Origin of the sequence: Pedobacter sp. N36a, from assembly GCF_014472395.1 — a bacterium.
Taxonomy (GTDB): Bacteria; Bacteroidota; Bacteroidia; order Sphingobacteriales; family Sphingobacteriaceae; genus Pedobacter.
The window spans coordinates 87,685-103,600 of the sequence record NZ_JACSZW010000003.1; the positions used below are offsets into that span (position 1 = coordinate 87,685).

A 15,916-nucleotide genomic window follows, 5' to 3' on the forward strand; every position below is an offset into this window, starting at 1 on the left:
TTCAGCAGACTAAGAATGCTTGTCTGCTGCCAGATCCTGAGAAAATATCCCGGCTAAGCTATCATATAGCTCCGGGTGTTTAGATTTAAACTGGTCTGGTTTCTCAAAGAAATATTCAGACACTACCGCAAAGAACTCTGCCTCATTCGTGATGGCATAAGGGTTGATGTCTGATTTTCCTTTCTCAATTCTTTTCATTTCCTCGTGGATCATCCGAACCCATGGCACCACATATTCGTGTTTCATCAGGTTTTCGGGAATCCCATCAGTTGCGCCATCCGATTTGTCTAGTAAGTGCACAAACTCATGAATGGCTGTGTTTTCCTTATCAGCAGCATTGGAAAAACCCTTGATCAATGCTGCTCTGGATAAGATCATCTGACCGTTCATATAACCGGAGCCCACCATACCCAGTATATTTCGCTGGCCGCCTTCATACTGAAAGTCCGCATTGAAAGTATCCGGATACAGCAATACATTAGTCAGGTTGCGGTAATGCCAATCCTCGAAACCAAACACAGGAATTACCGCGCTGGAAGCAATCAATAACTTATCAAGCACAGTAATCGGAGTACCTACACCCTCAATTTTTACCTCAGCCAGAAAAGCAGAGATTTTTTGCTCGAAGCGCAGGCGGTCTTTTACAGTTAGGTGCTGGTAATAAACGACATGCTGAAATAGCATCTGTTTATCTTCTTCGCTTAAATTGACGTAGTTGTGCCGACTATCTTTCCTAAATATAAAATAGAAAACCAGCAATAAAATAGGGATCAGTATTAAAAATGCCTGCATGGGTTAAGCCTCCAATATTTCCAACTGTGTGATCACCTGCTCTTCAGTTACCGGATAAGGCTGCCCATTTACGATCGTCTGATAAACTGCTTCAAACAATGGCAGGTAACTTCCGGGTAAAGCAGGAATAGTGTGCGTTGTTTTATGGCCATCAGGATCCAGTAAATACATTTTACCTTCGGTTCCTGGTGCTTCAATTCCATAAGCAGGGTCGTCAAGCTTCATTCCTGCCAGCAACTGGCTTTCCTGTGCATCCGCTCTTACTTTATGCAATGAACCATTGGTTCCGTTGATTACGAAAGCAGGTAAAGCTTCTACCACCATCATGTTCGAATGAACAAACACATTGACACTATCTGCATAGCTTAAATGAATAGAGAAATAATCATCCACCTGTGTATTTACGCGATTTTTACCCAGGATCTTATGGAAAGATTCCGGTTTACCGAAAATACTCAAAGCCTGATCCAGTAAATGCGGACCCAGGTCGTACATCAATCCACTGGCAGCAACGGGCTCTTCTTTAAAACTTTTTACGCCAATCGTAGAACGATACCTGTCGTAACGGAAATGTACTTCACTCAGTTTACCCAGCTTTCCACTTTCTATCACCTGACGAACCGCCCTGAAGTCACTGTCCCACCTTCTGTTTTGGTAAAACAATACTTTCTTATCCAGCTCTTTTGCCAGGGCAAGTACTTCTTTTGCTTGCTCAGCAGTGGCAGTAAACGGCTTTTCTACCAGAATATGTTTCCCAGCCTTTAAGGCTCTTTTCGCATAATCGTAATGGGTGTTGTTTGGCGTATTGATGATGACCAGTTCAATCTTTTCATCTGCCAGTAAGTCCTCAATGGTGTCGTAGCTGATAATTCCGGGATAATCTGCTGCGGCATTCTTCTGATTTCTTTCGGTTACGGCATACCATGTAAAACCGGAATGGGCATGTACAAAAGGCGCATGGAATACTTTACCAGACATTCCGTAGGCCATCAGACCCGTTATAATTGTTTTTTCCATGAGGTATATATTTTTTTTCAAGGTTTATGGAGTATCGATGATGGGCTCCATTAGGTTTAAAATTCTCTTTTTTATTTGAATGGGTGATTAGGCTAAAATAGTAAAACGCCCGACTAAACCCTTAATATTATTGTCATAAGTCGCAGGGCTTATTTGTATCTTTGCTTCATGAAACCTGCAGAAACACATGCGAAATGGAAAATTTTGCAACAAAAGATCGCTAAGGAGTTTGATTCTGATGTGCCCGATTTAAAGGTGATGTTGTTTTTAATCGGTGTGCAGGAGTTAGGCAAAGGACCTGGCAAGTACAGTAAACGTCAAAAGGAAGAGTTAATGCACATTGCTACCTGCCGTTTACTGAGTGAAATGGGCTTTTATGAACTGGAAGGATTAGACCAGGATGGATGGCCGCATTGGAAGCTGATTAAACCCGTGCCTTCATTTGCAATGATGGAGCAGGAATTACTGCTAAAATCGTTAACGATACATTATTTTGAAGATATCTACGGTACAGAGCAACCAGAAATTGAATAAAAAAATCTGATCACATAAAAAACCCGAAGTACGAAAGTACGACGGGTTTTTACTTTTATAGGTAGATGTAAATGTGCGGTTTATTTGCCTTGTTGTGTAGCTTGTTGTTTCAATTGATCATTCGCAACAATTACCACCTCAACTCTACGGTTGGCAGCTCTTCCAGCTTCAGTACTGTTGTCAGCAATTGGTTCAGACATTCCTTTTCCAACGGTGATTAGACGTGATGCAGGCACACCTTGAGATACTGCATAAGCTTTAACAGCTGCAGCTCTTCTTTCAGAAAGTGACATGTTATAAGCTTCTTTTCCGATGTTATCAGTATGACCAATTACTTTAATATCCGTTCCTGGATATTTAGTAAGTGAAGCAGCTAATGATTGTACGTTTGTTTTTGCCGCTGCAGTTAAGTCAGATTTATCGAATCCAAAAAGAATACCACTATCAAACTTCACGATAATACCTTCACCTTCACGGATCACTTCAGCATTAGGAATTGCAGTTTGAATCTCTGCTGCTTGTTTGTCCATTCTTTTTCCAATGAATCCACCTGCAGTACCACCAACAGCAGCACCAATGATAGCCCCAACAGCAGTGTTACCCGCTTTTTTTCCGATAATAGCACCTAGAACACCACCTGCAGTAGCACCGATACCTGCACCTTTTTGTGTTTTAGTTAAACTATCACAGCCTTGGAATGTCATTGCACCCATAGCTAATGCGATACTAAATGCTGCTATTTTAAATTTTGAAGTAACCATAGTTTTATATTTTATTTTACCCAGTGCGTTAATCAAACCTGATGCCAAATTCTCGTTTTGTAAAATTATTGTGTCATAGGAATAATTTAACAGCTTAATTTACTGGTAAAAGAAGGGCCAGACGCTGTAAATGGGGTAAAAACTGATTAGAAGACTGACTATAATTCTGTACAATACTTTTTGCTATTCTGCAAAGTAGGCTTCTAGCTCCGTCAAAGTGTTGGTTGTAGTCTGCAGGTCCTTGATAATCAGCCCTTTTTCCATTAGGATGATCCTGTCACATACGTCAGTTACATGGTTCAAATCATGACTGGAAATTAGGGTCGCCATCTGACGTTCCGCCTTCAGCGACTTGATCAATGTTTTCAATCGGATCTGTGTGGTTGGATCCAGATTGGCGAAAGGCTCATCCAAAATCAAGAGCTCCGGATTTTGCATTAGCGAAGCAGCAATCCCTATTTTATTTTGATTCCCTTTAGAGAAGTCTCTGATATACTTGCCTTTATTTAGAATTTCGCCATTAAAGAAATCTTGAAATTGAAGGAGGTAATCCGTTACATGGGCTGCAGTCATCTGATGAAGGCCGCCGATAAACATGAAATATTCTTCTGAGGTCAAGTAATCAATTAAAAAACCCTCATCGAGGTAGGAAGCAGTATAATCTTTCCACTGATCATTTTGACCGATCAGCTCTCCTTTAGAGCGAACTGCTCCTTCCGTAGGACGAATCAGGTCTAATACCATTCTAAACATTGTGGTTTTTCCGGCACCATTGTTACCTACAATCCCCACTGTTTCCCCAGCATGGAGCTGTAGGAATTCAATATTAACTACAGTACGGTTACCGTAGGTCTTTTTTAAGTTTGAAATTTCTAGGATCATGATTTTTCTCTAAAGCCTGCTGTAATTTTGTATTTTCTCTTATTAAACTCTTTCGCTAAAAAATTTACCCAGAACTCACGGGTCAGGGCGGCGGAAAGGCCACATAATCCCAATGCCAGTAGTCCCCAGTAAGGATGGCCGTTCAGCGAAAAGGGAAGGACAATCAGGTAGGGCATTAAAAAATAAGGCAATCCCAATACCCACTGGGAAGCACCTACGCCTTGGAAATTAAAACTGGAACCCTTAGTTAAGTCCATCGCCCGATAATTTCGGGTAGCGAAGTACAAGACCACAATGGTTCCTATCCCTATATTATAAAAATAGGCTGCAAATTGAATGACCAGAATCTTCCAGTTCATGAGGCCATATAAACAGGCCACCAATGTGGTGAATGTGGAGAATAAGGTGAATAATAGGAATTTTGCCCGGATAAAGTCTTTGATATCAATTTTATTAGCCATTAAGCCATCAAAATGTGCAGACTGCCAGCCAAACATGAACTGCCCGTATATACTAATGGTATTGCCTGTCATGAATATGGCGGCAAAAAGCATGAGGTTCAGGTTGTCTTTATCCAGCAGCTCCTTTTTATAAAAAAGGAAGCCATAGAGCAAAAACAGCAGACTCATAGTCACTGCCGATCGGCTTCTTTTATTTCTCAGAATAAGTTTGATCTCCAGGGCTGTATAGGCGCCAACCTTTCCAAAACGATCCAGAAAAGGATAATCTGTGCTGGTTTTTACTGACTCCGTACTGCTCAATTCTTCTGCGTACAGGTTGTTGCGCAGGTACCTGGCATTGACTATAAACATCGCTACCGCCAAAAAGGTAAAGCCCAATGCGGCGAAGGGATGATCTGCAATATAATTGAAAACCGCATTTGAAATTGCCGAAATAGAGAACACTTTGAAGTATTCCAATAAACCCAGTCCAACAATCAGCACCAACATGATCGGTACCAATTTCAGGTGCTGTATACTCAGTCTTTTGATATATAACGCGGCATAATTGTTAAAGACCACCAACGAAATAATGGCTATGAAATACATCAAGGCTATGAGCGGACTGTATACACTAGCAATCGCGGTAAAGCAGAATGGCAGGAATAAGAATAGCGGTAAGATATTAAAAGCAGAAAATAGTGCCCTTATATTTAAGAAATTAACAATCTTTCTTTTTGGAATCCTCAAATGGAGATAGGGGACAATACTCAGCGTAGGCAATTCCTGCAATTGCATCCTCATGAGGAAATCAATGGCGAAATAATAAAGGATCAATCCGTTGAAAACTACAAATACATCCTTATCAGGGAAGGCTTTCGCAATAAATATTTCTAAACCTATACCCAGGAAAATAGCGACTCCCAGCAGATAGATTACTATAAATCCGATGAACAGCTGCGTCGCAATTGTTCCACCTTTATTTTTTGATCGCCAGAAGGCTTTCCATTGATGGTCTAGAAAAGTCGAGCGCATAATTAATAATTATATTTGTTTTTCCAGTTTTGTCGTAGTTTCTCCCGTAATTTTTCTTCTGCAGGATTCTTTCCCGGGTCATATAGCTTGGTGCCGCTCAAGGTATCAGGAAAGTATTCCTGCTCCGAGAAGTTGCCTTCAAAGCCGTGAGCGTATTGGTAGTCTTTACCGTATCCGATATTTTTCATCAGCTTAGTAGGGGCATTCCGTATATGTAATGGGACTGGCAGATTGCCGGTTTGTTTCACCAAAGCCTGTGCTTTATTTATCGCTTCATAGGCAGCATTACTTTTTGCCGAAGAAGCCAAATAGGTAACCGCTTGTGAAAGAATGATTCTGGATTCCGGATAACCAATTACATTGACTGCCTGAAAACAGTTATTAGCCAGTAAAAGTGCATTGGGATTGGCATTGCCGATATCCTCAGAAGCGAGGATCAATAACCTTCTGGCGATAAAAGAAGGATCTTCACCACCTTCAATCATCCTAGCGAGCCAGTACACAGCGGCATTGGGATCACTGCCCCGGATACTTTTTATAAAAGCAGAAATGATGTCATAATGCTGCTCACCGGCCTTATCATATAAAGCCAGGTTCTGCTGGGCATGCTTTAGCACATTTTCATTAGTCAGCACAATCTTCTCCCCACCAATACCATTGATGGCGATCTCGAGTACATTCAAGAGCTTTCTGGCGTCACCACCAGATAAGCGAATCAGCGCCTCATGTTCTTTAATCGTAATTTTCTTTTCTTTCAGCACGGTATCCTGCTGAATTGCGGTTTGTAATAAGCCGGAAAGTTCTTCTTCGTTCAGCGATTGTAAGATATAAACCTGCGAGCGGGACAGTAAAGCCGAGATCACCTCAAAAGAAGGGTTTTCTGTGGTTGCGCCAATCAGCGTCACCAATCCTCTTTCTACGGCACCCAGTAAACTGTCTTGCTGTGATTTGCTGAAGCGGTGGATCTCATCAATAAAGAGAATCGGAAGACCCATGAAGCTATTCTTGAGCGCTGCCGCCCGGTCGATTACGTCCCTGATGTCTTTTACACCGGAATTGATGGCGCTGAGATTAAAAAAGGGACGGTCTAAAGTTTGAGATATAATGTAAGCAAGTGTAGTTTTCCCAACACCCGGCGGCCCCCAAAAAATCATTGATGGGAGCTGCCCGCTTTGAATGGCTTTACGCAATACAGCATCAGGACCTACTAAATGTTGCTGACCCGCATATTCATCCAGATTTTGAGGGCGCATACGCTCTGCTAAAGGAGGTAGGTTTTGCATAGTCAGTAAGTTTTTATTCCTATTCTTTCGTCGGACTTGCATCACCCGAAATAGGATTTGCAGTACCGACCGTACTTGTTGTTCTATTGGTATCAGCAGGAGCCTGACCTGGATTTACATCAACAGTTTGCGCAGCCGTTTGGTTTGCAACAGCAGTATCAGCAGTCTTCGGAGCAGCTGAGCTTTTTCCTTTAGGTTTTTTGCCCCAAACTTTACGCTGCGGTTTCTTGCGGTTATACTTTTTCTCTGATGGACTTTCTGGTGCATCTGCCGGAACTTCTCCAAAATGTTCAGGAAGTGGCATTCTGTCGATCGTCTTGTCAATCAGTTTTTCAATATTCGCAAATTTGCGCTTGTCTTTTTCATTCACCAGGGTGATTGCGGTACCTGTAGTGGCTGCTCTTGCTGTTCTTCCGATCCTGTGGATATAATCTTCCGGATCATGAGGCACATCAAAATTGATCACCAGGCTAATTCCTTCCACATCAATACCTCTGGATAAAACATCTGTTCCAATCAGCACCGGAACACGTTTATTCTTGAACTCTGATAAAATGGCTTCACGTTCTTTCTGACCGAGGTCCGAATGGAAGGCTTCTGCTTTGAATCCTAATCCACGGAAAACCTTACCCAGATTCTTTACTTTTTCCTTCGTAGAAGCAAAAATCAGGATGCTTGGGAACTCTACATTTTTCATCAGCTCCGTCAGTAATTTTACTTTCTGGGAGTCATGAACCATATAGGCCTGCTGGTTAATTCCAGCTGCGGGTTTAGAAATAGCAATGCTGATTTGTTCCGGATTGTGGAGCAATCTACCGGCAAGCGTTCTTATTTTAGGCGGCATGGTTGCGGAGAACAATACCGTTTGTCTTTTCTTTGGAAGGAAACTGACGATGCGCATGATGTCATCATAAAAACCCATGTCCAGCATTCTGTCTGCCTCATCCAGTACCAGGTGCTGCAACTGATCCAGTTTCAGGAGTCCTGAGGAAAGGTGGGAGATTAAACGTCCCGGAGTGGCAATAATGATGTCTACACCTTCGCGCATAGAGCGTTTTTGCTGCTCATAAGCGATCCCATCTCCACCACCATAAACGGTTAAGGAACTGATGTTGGTGAAATAAGAAAGTGCTTCTACCTGTAAATCTATTTGCTGTGCCAGCTCACGTGTAGGCGCCAATATCAAGGTATTGTTATGGCGATTTTCCGTCATGCTGATCATGTTCATGATCGGCAGCAGATAAGCACCAGTTTTCCCGGTACCTGTTTGTGCGCAGGCGATTAAATCTTTTTTATCTAGAATTAGCGGAATAGCTGCTGTTTGAATGGGTGTCGCATTGCGAAAACCCATGGCTAATAAACCCTCTAATAAATCAGGGTTAAAATTAAAATCTTTGAAATCCAATATACTTCTATGTTGTTATTATTATCCTATAAAAGTAACCTTTTATTCATTAGTTGTCTAATGTTTTTTCGAAGGCTCAGTAGTTGCATGGGCTTGATTATTAATTTATAAGCCCATGCGGTTTATTTTTTCTGATCGGCATAGCCGAACACTTTTTGCAAAAGCGGGGTAGACCTGGCACCCAGATTGTCTCTGATTTTAAGCTCTTCCTGAGCCACCTGTATAAACATACCATCAATGGCTTTTTGTGCTACATAGCTGGACAAGTCGGTAGTTACCGGCTTCACCATTGGCAGTTTATTGTATTGCTTAGTCGCATCGCCCCAATATTTTGCGGCACCAACTTTACTCAGGCTATTCGTAATTACCGGTTCAAATTTCTCCATCAGCTGTGCCGTGGTCACTCTTTTAAAATAATTGGTCGCCGCATCCTGCTGACCCAATAAAATATTAGTCGCATCAGCAATGGTCATCTGTTTGATGGCCGAAACAAAAATTGGCTTTGCTTCTTTCGCCGCATCTTCAGCAGCCCTGTTTAAGCTCAGTACCACATTATCGGCAAGAGAACCTAAACCAACGCTGCGTAAGGTCTTTTCTACTTTTTCCGCTTCTGGTGGAAAAAGGATTTTTACGGCAGCATTGCCCATAAATCCGTCTTTTGCTGATAATAAATCTGCGCCTCTGCCGATCCCTAATTCCAGTGCTTCTTTAATTCCAAAGCCGATTTCTGAAGTACTTGGAGTGCCCGTTGTTCCAGTTACACTATTGGCTTTATTGGTTGTCGCAGGTTTTGAGGCTGCAGTTACTTTTTTTAAAATATTGCCAAGTTTTGTCTGACTTTGCGCTTCGATACTGCTGAGACTGATCAGGCAGGTGGCGAGCAAATAAATGCTAGTTCTTTTCATTGAATTTGTTTGTGTTTTCAATACTAAGCAAATCTTTGGCCAATAAAGCAGCTGACTTTACTAAATTTATAAACTCAGCGCGGTACCCTTCTGTATCTTTCCCCTTTGCAGCCTGTGCCATGCGGATGACCTGCTCATAATTGGCATCGCGTTTATATTCCGATTGTCGTAATAACAAACCAAATTCTGCTACAGCCGCCGCAAAGCGGAAGCTTTCTGAGGCATTCTCAAATGGCGAATTGGTATTCAGCACTGCTTTTTGTAGTAACTTACTCTGATGGCCATCCGGTTGTTTGTAGCGGAGCTTAACGGTCAGTATTTCCGGACTGCCATTATTGCTGGACATGGGTTCAAATTTCTGGTATTTCAAAGGGTCAATGAAAGGCGTAAAACCACTTTTTACGCCAAAAGGAATCACTTCATAGAAGGCCGTTACCGTGTGTCCCGCACCCATATCGCCAGCATCTTTCAGGTCGTTATTAAAATCTTCATCTGCTAATAAGCGGTTTTCATAACCAATTAGACGATAGGCCTGCACTTTTGAAGGATTGAATTCTACCTGTAATTTCACATCCTTTGCCACCGTAAATAGAGTGCCGCCAAATTCATTAATCAGTACTTTTCTAGCTTCTGAGATATTGTCGATGTACGCATAATTGCCATTGCCTTTATCAGCCAGTATTTCCATTTTACTGTCTTTGATATTGCCCATTCCATAACCCAGTACGGTCAGGAAGATGCCACTTTTTCTTTTTTCTTCAATCAGACTTTCCATTTCCTGATCACTGGAAGCACCCACATTGAAATCCCCATCTGTGGCAAGAATGATCCTGTTATTCCCCTTTTTGATGAAATTTTCTGCGGCAACTTTATAAGCCATTTGTAAACCCTGTCCACCAGCGGTAGAACCACTTGCCATCAACTTATTCAAAGCATCTTTAATGGTGGTCTTTGCTGAACCCGGGGTAGAAGGCAAGACCAGTTCTGTTCTGCCGGCATACACGACAATCGCAACGCGGTCGTTCGGACGCAATTGATCAGTTAACAATTTGAAAGAAGAAATCAACAGCGGTAGTTTATTCGATTGGGCCATAGAACCAGATACGTCGATCAGGAACACCAGGTTGGCAGCCGGCAAAGCAGCGGTATTGATGCGCTTGGCCTGCAGGGAGATTTTTACCAGTTTGTGTTGGGGATTCCAGGGCGTAGCTGCGATTTCTGTGCCGATGTTTACCGGATCATTTCCCTCAGGCTGCGGATAATCATAATTAAAATAGTTGATCATCTCCTCCGTTCTCACTGCATCTTTAGGCGGCAATGCACCATTGTTCAGGTAACGGCGTACATTACTATAGGCTGCCGCATCTACATCTATGGAAAAGGTAGAAAGCGGTGTTTTGTTGGGAGCGATGAAGCCATTTTCCTGAATAGGTTTATAGCTTTCGGTATTACTTTTTGAACGGAATTCATTGCGCTCAATGCTCCTGATCTGCATCCGGCTCACAGCAGGTTTCGATAGGATTGTTCCTGCTTCGCTGGCCATCACTCCAGGGCTTCCGGTAGTGGTGATGCGATACGCTGCGATGTCTGCCGATGGATCTCCTTCCAGAGTTCTCCTTCCTGGATCTTTAATCGCATTTCCCTGTATCCGGATCAGCTTTGCTTTATTTCTTGCTATTTCTTCTGCGGCCAGTTTTTTTGCCGCAGGGGGATCAATGGTCAACTTCACATTCAGGATGCTTTTTGTTCCGATGCTGAGTCTTTGGCTATAGTATCCCGGAGCTTGAAACCGTAATTCCTGATCGCCATCTTCAACGATGATGGTATATTCACCAGCTCGATTTGTAGCGGCTGATCTGCTGCCGGAAAGATTGCTGACCGTCGCGTTGGCAATCCCAGCGCCATTTCCAATCACTTTACCTTGTATTTTCTTGATTGCGGAAGCATTAAATCCCAGCAGCACGAGTACCAGGAAAAGGGGGAAGAATAGGTTTCTCATAATTTCATTGATTTCCAGAATGATGTAAGCTTTGAAGAATTTCCACACCTTTATCAGAAAATATTTTTATACTTGATCGAATTATGTTCCATACCGCAATTGAAATTTATTAAAAACAATACCAGAATTCAGGAGCAGAACGATGCTGCTTTAATTGCCCGATATAAAGTCAGCGGCGACCTGGAATCATTGGGCCAGCTTTACAATAAATACATGCACCTGGTATTTGGGGTTTGCCTCAATTACCTGAAAGATGAAGAGCAGAGTAAGGATGCGGTCATGCAGATCTTTGAAGAACTGGTGGTCAAACTGAAAATCCATGAAGTGCAGAACTTCAAAAGCTGGCTTCATGTGCTATCCAGAAACTATTGTTTGATGGCCATCCGTAAAAATTCCAAGCATACCACCGTTTCCATGGAGGATACTTTTGTGGAAAACACGGAATTTGTGCATCTTGATATCGATGATACAAAGGAAGAGAAACTGACTGTGATGGAAAGGTGTATGGAGAAACTGCCGGAAGAGCAGCGCATTAGTGTGCAATTGTTCTACCTGGAAGAGAAATGTTATAAAGAAGTTGCAGACCTTACCGGATATGAAATGTTGAAGGTGAAGAGTTATATCCAGAATGGAAAGCGGAACTTGAAAATTTGTATAGAAAAAAATAGTGGTGAATAACGATTGGTTAGATATAGCAGTTTTAGAAGATTACCTGGACGGTAAGCTTGATGCCAAAACCATGAATAGGGTGGAGCGGGAAGCGCTCGAAGATCCTTTCGTGGCAGAAGCTTTGGCCGGACTGAGTGCTTCGCCTAAACGCTCTTTAGCGTCGATTTCTTTACTGCAGAAACAATTGCAGGATCGCATTGCTGATCATCAGGCAGAGAAGAAAACAAAAGTGATCACCTGGCAGCGACTGAGTATTGCGGCAACGGCTGCAGTATTGTTTATCGCGGTGAGCGTAGTCTTCTGGATGAAAGAAGTGGCACAGCAAAATCAGCTGGCTAAACAAGGAAAAGAAGTAGAAGTCAACTTAAATCCTGCTGCTGGAACGGTAGTCCCTCCAGACCAGGGCGCATTGGCAAAAAATAAAATCGCAGAAAGTACTGAAGCAGCAGCAGCGACTGCAGGTGCATCTGTGGATGTGGCCGCTAAAGAAGCAGTGATCGAAGCAGCTGTTCAGGCCGCAAAGACGAACAGCTATGCGGCAAATACGCAGAAAAAAGCAAATGTAGCCAGGAACAAGGAAATGCTATCCACTGCGCAAGCATCGGATGCCATTTCCAATAACGCGATGGCAAGCGATGTGATGTCCAGTCCGATGGCAAAATCTATGCGCATAAGGGCCGTTCCCGCGCCTATGATACAAGGAAAAGTGGTCTCAGATGTGGATGGAAAACCCCTGTCTGGTGTAGCAGTACAAGCCTTGCAGGCTGCGGTAGGAGGTGTCGCAATCACAGGTATTAACGGGGAATTCAAGATTCCTGCCGATAGTATTGGGAAAGTGTATACGCTTGCCTTGACTCACCAGGGTTATGTACCTGAACAGCTTGTGGTACGGTTGAATGAACCGCTGGATATTACCTTGAAAAAAGAATTGAATCCTGCTCCTGCTGCAAAGCCGGTGTTGGGCTGGGCTAAATACGAGCAATATCTTCAGGACAACAATCAGCTGACTAAAGAAAGCACGCTTGGTGCAACTTTAGAACTCAGCTTCGCAATCGGAAAAGATGGTCGGCCTTACGACTTTAAAATACTCCGGACCTTTGGTGCGAAATATGAAAAAGAAGCGATCAGGTTAATCTCAGAAGGGCCTAAATGGGAACTGCCTGCGGATCCTAAAGCAAGGCTGAAGTTAGGCATAAAGTTCTAGCCAGTTGGGCCAATAGCAAATGAAAAGATAAATTACCTTTATAAAAAAAAACCGGAACACTTTAAGCGTTCCGGTTTTTTTATGGGATGTACTCCCGATATTATTTTTATCATGTTTTGTTCTTTAACGATTAAAAGAAAAGGTGGATCACACTGTATACAATTGCAGCAAGCGTAGCAGATACTGGAATGGTCAATACCCATGCCCATAATAAGCTCACGGTTACTCCCCAGCGCACTGCGGATACTCTTTTCAGTAAACCTACCCCAACAATCGAGCCTGTGATTGTGTGTGTAGTAGATACTGGTATACCAAAATGTTCGGTGATTCCTAAAGTCACGGCACCTGCAGTTTCTGCGGCTACCCCTTCAAAAGCATTCACTTTAGTAATTTTAGAACCCATTGTTTTCACAATTTTCCAGCCACCACTCATGGTGCCTAATGCGATTGCCGCATAACAGGAGATTGGAATCCATTCTGGCATAGTATCGCCAGTTTTAAGGACATTTGCAGCCACCATCGCTACATAAATGATCCCCATTACTTTTTGAGCATCATTACCACCGTGTGTAAAACTGAGGGCAGCAGAAGAGATTAGCTGTAATCTTTTGAACCATTTCTCCGCCACAGAGGGGCGTGCATTTTTGGAAATATGAAGGATAATAATAGATATAATCACGGAGATCACCATACCAATTACCGGAGCGAGCACAATAAAGGCCACTACTTTCAGTATTGGAGCAAGGTTAATGGCCTCCATTACGCCAACACCTAAGGTGAATGCTTTAGCCATACCAGCACCCGCAAAACCACCAATCAGGGTATGTGAAGAACTGGAAGGAATACCAAACCACCAGGTAAAAAGATTCCAGGTGATGGCTGCCAGTAGGCCGGCAAGGATCACTTCCAGGGTAATAAAGTTTTCCACTACCGTTTTTGCAATGGTGTTGGCTACTTTATGGTCAGTGAAATAAAAATAGGCAGCGAAATTGAAGAGCGCGGCCCATAATACTGCCTGAAAAGGTGATAATACTTTCGTAGATACAATGGTAGCAATAGAATTTGCTGCATCATGAAAGCCATTGATATAATCGAAGGCAATTGCCAGGACAATTACAACGACTAATAAGGTAGTTACCATTTTATTGAAGGTTTAAGCGTTCTTTACCAAAATAGATTCCAACACATTTGCTGCATCTTCACATTTATCTGTAGCCATTTCTAAGGTCTGCAGTACTTCTTTTTGTTTGATCAGTTCAATTGCATTAGTCTCAAATTCGAATAAACGAGCAATCGCAAGGTTCGTCACATAGTCAGCTTGATTTTCACCGCTATTGATTCTTACACAAGCATCAGCAATCACTCGGATGTTTTTGAAACTTCTTAATTCTTTAATCGCTTTGTCCAAATCAGTACACATTTCCACTAACAATTCTGCTAGTTTGATCATCGCATCACCAATATTTACAATATTGTAAAGTTCAATGTTACTTGCCGAAGCATGAATATAATCTGCAATATCATCAACGGCACTCGCTAATGCATGGATATCTTCCCTGTCGAATGGGGTAATGAAATTCTTGCTGAGTTCTAAGAAGATCGAGTGCGTAATGTCGTCACCAACATGCTCTAAACGTTCTACTTCTTTGATGTATTCCTTTCTTCTTTCCATATCTGTTGCACTAAGGGCAAGCAATAGGGCTTCAGAAATTTTTAATACATTGCTGCCTGCCTGTTCGAATAATGGCTGGAATTTTTTGTCTTTTGGCGTGAAGAACTTAAAAATGCTATTCATCTGTTATATTATATTTTGTTTTAATTGTCAGATGAAACACTGCATAATGCCCTGATCATCCTACTTATAAAATATGATACAAAAGTATGAGTGTAATGTTAAGTTAATGTTAAGTGTTAAGTTATTTTGAAAAAGCTTTATCATTGTTAACCAATCTTTTGCAGGGTAAAGGCAAAAGTGGTCCCGATTTGTAAAGTACTTCTTACGGAAATAATCTGTTGATGTGCCTCTAGAATGTGTTTTACGATGGCAAGGCCAAGTCCGGTACCGCCTTCTTGTCTAGACCTGTGAGAATCAATCCGGTAGAAACGTTCGAACAATCGAGGGAGGTGTTTCTCTTCAATTCCAATCCCGTCATCCGTCACTTCGATCAGATACTGGTCATGAAGTTCGAAGATTTTTATAGCCGTAGAGCCATTTTCCTTCCCGTATTTGATGGAATTCTGAATCAGGTTGATCATCACCTGGCGAATTTTTTCCCTATCCGCATTTACATAAGCGGGGTGGGTATATTTATCCTTGAAGGAGATGGTGATGTTCTTTTTTTTTGCCTTGTCTTCCAGGCCTTCCATTACTTCTTTAGCCAGGAGTACAAAGTCAAACTTGGTATAGTTGATCGGAATCTCTCCGGATTCTAATTTAGAGATGGAATCCAGATCGCTGATCAGGTAGCTTAAACGTTCTACATTGTTTTCAGCCTTTTTCAGGAACCTCTGCGCCATTTCCGGATCATCCAGCAGGCAGTCCTGCAACGTCTCTATATAGCCTTGTACGGCAAATAGAGGCGTTTTAAACTCATGAGAAACATTCGATAAAAACTCTCTTCTGAACTGTTCCTGTTTTTTCAGGATCTCAATCTCACGTTTTTTAGCACCTGCCCATTCTTTTACTTCCTGTTCCACGTCATTGATGGGATCGCTGCTCACATACTCTCCAAGTGCATCTTTTAAGTCTTTCCCCAATTTTAAATTGTGGATCATCTTATAGATCAGTACGATTTTAGAGTAAATGTATTTCTCCAGCAGGTAGTAAAATACGATGAAACTGGTCATAAAAGCCACCCCAAAAGATATGGCCATAAAATACCAGCTCTGTTGGAAATAGAAATTCACCAGGCCTATAGAAAGACCCACTGCAAACGCAGCAATTAAAACGAGGACGCTCAACTTCATGCAGGCAATTTACAACTTAGATT

General features: G+C 42.2%; 15 protein-coding genes. 3 read left to right on the forward strand and 12 right to left on the reverse strand.

The genetic code is table 11. The features are described from left to right. Nucleotides 1-9: 9 nt before the first annotated feature. A complete protein-coding gene (locus tag H9X96_RS06815; RefSeq protein WP_187665590.1) occupies nucleotides 10-792 on the reverse strand; it encodes a zinc-dependent peptidase in 783 nt (260 codons plus the stop codon). 3 nt (nucleotides 793-795) lie between these two features. After that, a complete protein-coding gene (locus H9X96_RS06820) occupies nucleotides 796-1,809 on the reverse strand; it encodes a Gfo/Idh/MocA family oxidoreductase (protein WP_187665591.1) in 1,014 nt (337 codons plus the stop codon). A 168-nt stretch (nucleotides 1,810-1,977) separates the two neighbouring features. Between H9X96_RS06820 and H9X96_RS06825 the strand changes: the two genes are divergently transcribed. Beyond that, nucleotides 1,978-2,343, forward strand: a complete 366-nt coding sequence (locus H9X96_RS06825; RefSeq protein ID WP_187665592.1) for a hypothetical protein — start codon at nucleotides 1,978-1,980, stop codon at nucleotides 2,341-2,343. Nucleotides 2,344-2,423: 80 nt separating this feature from the next. Here H9X96_RS06825 and H9X96_RS06830 read toward each other — a convergent pair whose 3' ends face one another. From H9X96_RS06830 to H9X96_RS06860, 7 genes are all read right to left on the reverse strand, one after another. Then, a complete protein-coding gene (locus tag H9X96_RS06830) occupies nucleotides 2,424-3,104 on the reverse strand; it encodes an OmpA family protein (RefSeq protein WP_187665593.1) in 681 nt (226 codons plus the stop codon). Nucleotides 3,105-3,287: 183 nt separating this feature from the next. Continuing rightward, a complete protein-coding gene (locus tag H9X96_RS06835) occupies nucleotides 3,288-3,986 on the reverse strand; it encodes an ABC transporter ATP-binding protein (RefSeq protein WP_187665594.1) in 699 nt (232 codons plus the stop codon). Next, nucleotides 3,983-5,461: a DUF5687 family protein gene (locus H9X96_RS06840; protein WP_187665595.1), complete on the reverse strand. Its 1,479-nt coding sequence runs from the start codon at nucleotides 5,459-5,461 to the stop codon at nucleotides 3,983-3,985. Before H9X96_RS06840 ends, H9X96_RS06835 begins: the two co-directional genes overlap by 4 nt. A gap of 2 nt (nucleotides 5,462-5,463) precedes the next feature. Further along, nucleotides 5,464-6,744, reverse strand: a complete 1,281-nt coding sequence (locus H9X96_RS06845; protein ID WP_187665596.1) for a replication-associated recombination protein A — start codon at nucleotides 6,742-6,744, stop codon at nucleotides 5,464-5,466. Between the two features lie 19 nt (nucleotides 6,745-6,763). Next, a complete protein-coding gene (locus H9X96_RS06850; RefSeq protein ID WP_187665597.1) occupies nucleotides 6,764-8,149 on the reverse strand; it encodes a DEAD/DEAH box helicase in 1,386 nt (461 codons plus the stop codon). 122 nt (nucleotides 8,150-8,271) lie between these two features. Beyond that, entirely contained in the window at nucleotides 8,272-9,054 is a 783-nt protein-coding gene (locus H9X96_RS06855; RefSeq protein WP_187665598.1) for a DUF4197 domain-containing protein, read from the reverse strand. Further along, nucleotides 9,041-11,053 (reverse strand): von Willebrand factor type A domain-containing protein, encoded by a 2,013-nt coding sequence (locus tag H9X96_RS06860; protein WP_187665599.1) that lies wholly within the window; start codon nucleotides 11,051-11,053, stop codon nucleotides 9,041-9,043. Before H9X96_RS06860 ends, H9X96_RS06855 begins: the two co-directional genes overlap by 14 nt. Before the next feature lie 99 nt (nucleotides 11,054-11,152). On the opposite strand from H9X96_RS06860, the gene H9X96_RS06865 reads away from it, so the two are divergent. Next, nucleotides 11,153-11,731, forward strand: coding sequence for an RNA polymerase sigma factor (locus H9X96_RS06865; protein WP_187665923.1), 579 nt, complete (start codon nucleotides 11,153-11,155; stop codon nucleotides 11,729-11,731). Then, nucleotides 11,721-12,926, forward strand: a complete 1,206-nt coding sequence (locus H9X96_RS06870) for a carboxypeptidase-like regulatory domain-containing protein (RefSeq protein WP_187665600.1) — start codon at nucleotides 11,721-11,723, stop codon at nucleotides 12,924-12,926. The genes H9X96_RS06865 and H9X96_RS06870 overlap by 11 nt, the downstream gene beginning before the upstream one ends. 130 nt (nucleotides 12,927-13,056) lie before the next feature. On the opposite strand, the gene H9X96_RS06875 is transcribed toward H9X96_RS06870, so the two are convergent. From H9X96_RS06875 to H9X96_RS06885, 3 genes are all read right to left on the reverse strand, one after another. Next, the gene (locus H9X96_RS06875; protein WP_062550695.1) at nucleotides 13,057-14,067 is read right to left on the reverse strand and encodes an inorganic phosphate transporter; all 1,011 of its coding nucleotides are present in this window, start codon (nucleotides 14,065-14,067) and stop codon (nucleotides 13,057-13,059) included. Nucleotides 14,068-14,079: 12 nt separating this feature from the next. Next, on the reverse strand, nucleotides 14,080-14,721 hold the full coding sequence (locus H9X96_RS06880) for a DUF47 domain-containing protein (RefSeq protein WP_187665601.1): 642 nt from the start codon (nucleotides 14,719-14,721) through the stop codon (nucleotides 14,080-14,082). 146 nt (nucleotides 14,722-14,867) lie between these two features. Then, the gene (locus H9X96_RS06885; RefSeq protein ID WP_187665602.1) at nucleotides 14,868-15,893 is read right to left on the reverse strand and encodes a cell wall metabolism sensor histidine kinase WalK; all 1,026 of its coding nucleotides are present in this window, start codon (nucleotides 15,891-15,893) and stop codon (nucleotides 14,868-14,870) included. Nucleotides 15,894-15,916 lie beyond the last annotated feature (23 nt).

Coding starts and splice junctions, on each gene's coding strand:
- H9X96_RS06815 (WP_187665590.1), bottom strand. CDS start 792: ATGCAGGCATTTTTAATACTGATCCCTATTTTATTGCTGGTTTTCTAT.
- H9X96_RS06840 (WP_187665595.1), bottom strand. CDS start 5,461: ATGCGCTCGACTTTTCTAGACCATCAATGGAAAGCCTTCTGGCGATCA.
- H9X96_RS06835 (WP_187665594.1), bottom strand. CDS start 3,986: ATGATCCTAGAAATTTCAAACTTAAAAAAGACCTACGGTAACCGTACT.
- H9X96_RS06885 (WP_187665602.1), bottom strand. CDS start 15,893: ATGAAGTTGAGCGTCCTCGTTTTAATTGCTGCGTTTGCAGTGGGTCTT.
- H9X96_RS06880 (WP_187665601.1), bottom strand. CDS start 14,721: ATGAATAGCATTTTTAAGTTCTTCACGCCAAAAGACAAAAAATTCCAG.
- H9X96_RS06820 (WP_187665591.1), bottom strand. CDS start 1,809: ATGGAAAAAACAATTATAACGGGTCTGATGGCCTACGGAATGTCTGGT.
- H9X96_RS06855 (WP_187665598.1), bottom strand. CDS start 9,054: ATGAAAAGAACTAGCATTTATTTGCTCGCCACCTGCCTGATCAGTCTC.
- H9X96_RS06825 (WP_187665592.1), top strand. CDS start 1,978: ATGAAACCTGCAGAAACACATGCGAAATGGAAAATTTTGCAACAAAAG.
- H9X96_RS06875 (WP_062550695.1), bottom strand. CDS start 14,067: ATGGTAACTACCTTATTAGTCGTTGTAATTGTCCTGGCAATTGCCTTC.
- H9X96_RS06860 (WP_187665599.1), bottom strand. CDS start 11,053: ATGAGAAACCTATTCTTCCCCCTTTTCCTGGTACTCGTGCTGCTGGGA.
- H9X96_RS06830 (WP_187665593.1), bottom strand. CDS start 3,104: ATGGTTACTTCAAAATTTAAAATAGCAGCATTTAGTATCGCATTAGCT.
- H9X96_RS06845 (WP_187665596.1), bottom strand. CDS start 6,744: ATGCAAAACCTACCTCCTTTAGCAGAGCGTATGCGCCCTCAAAATCTG.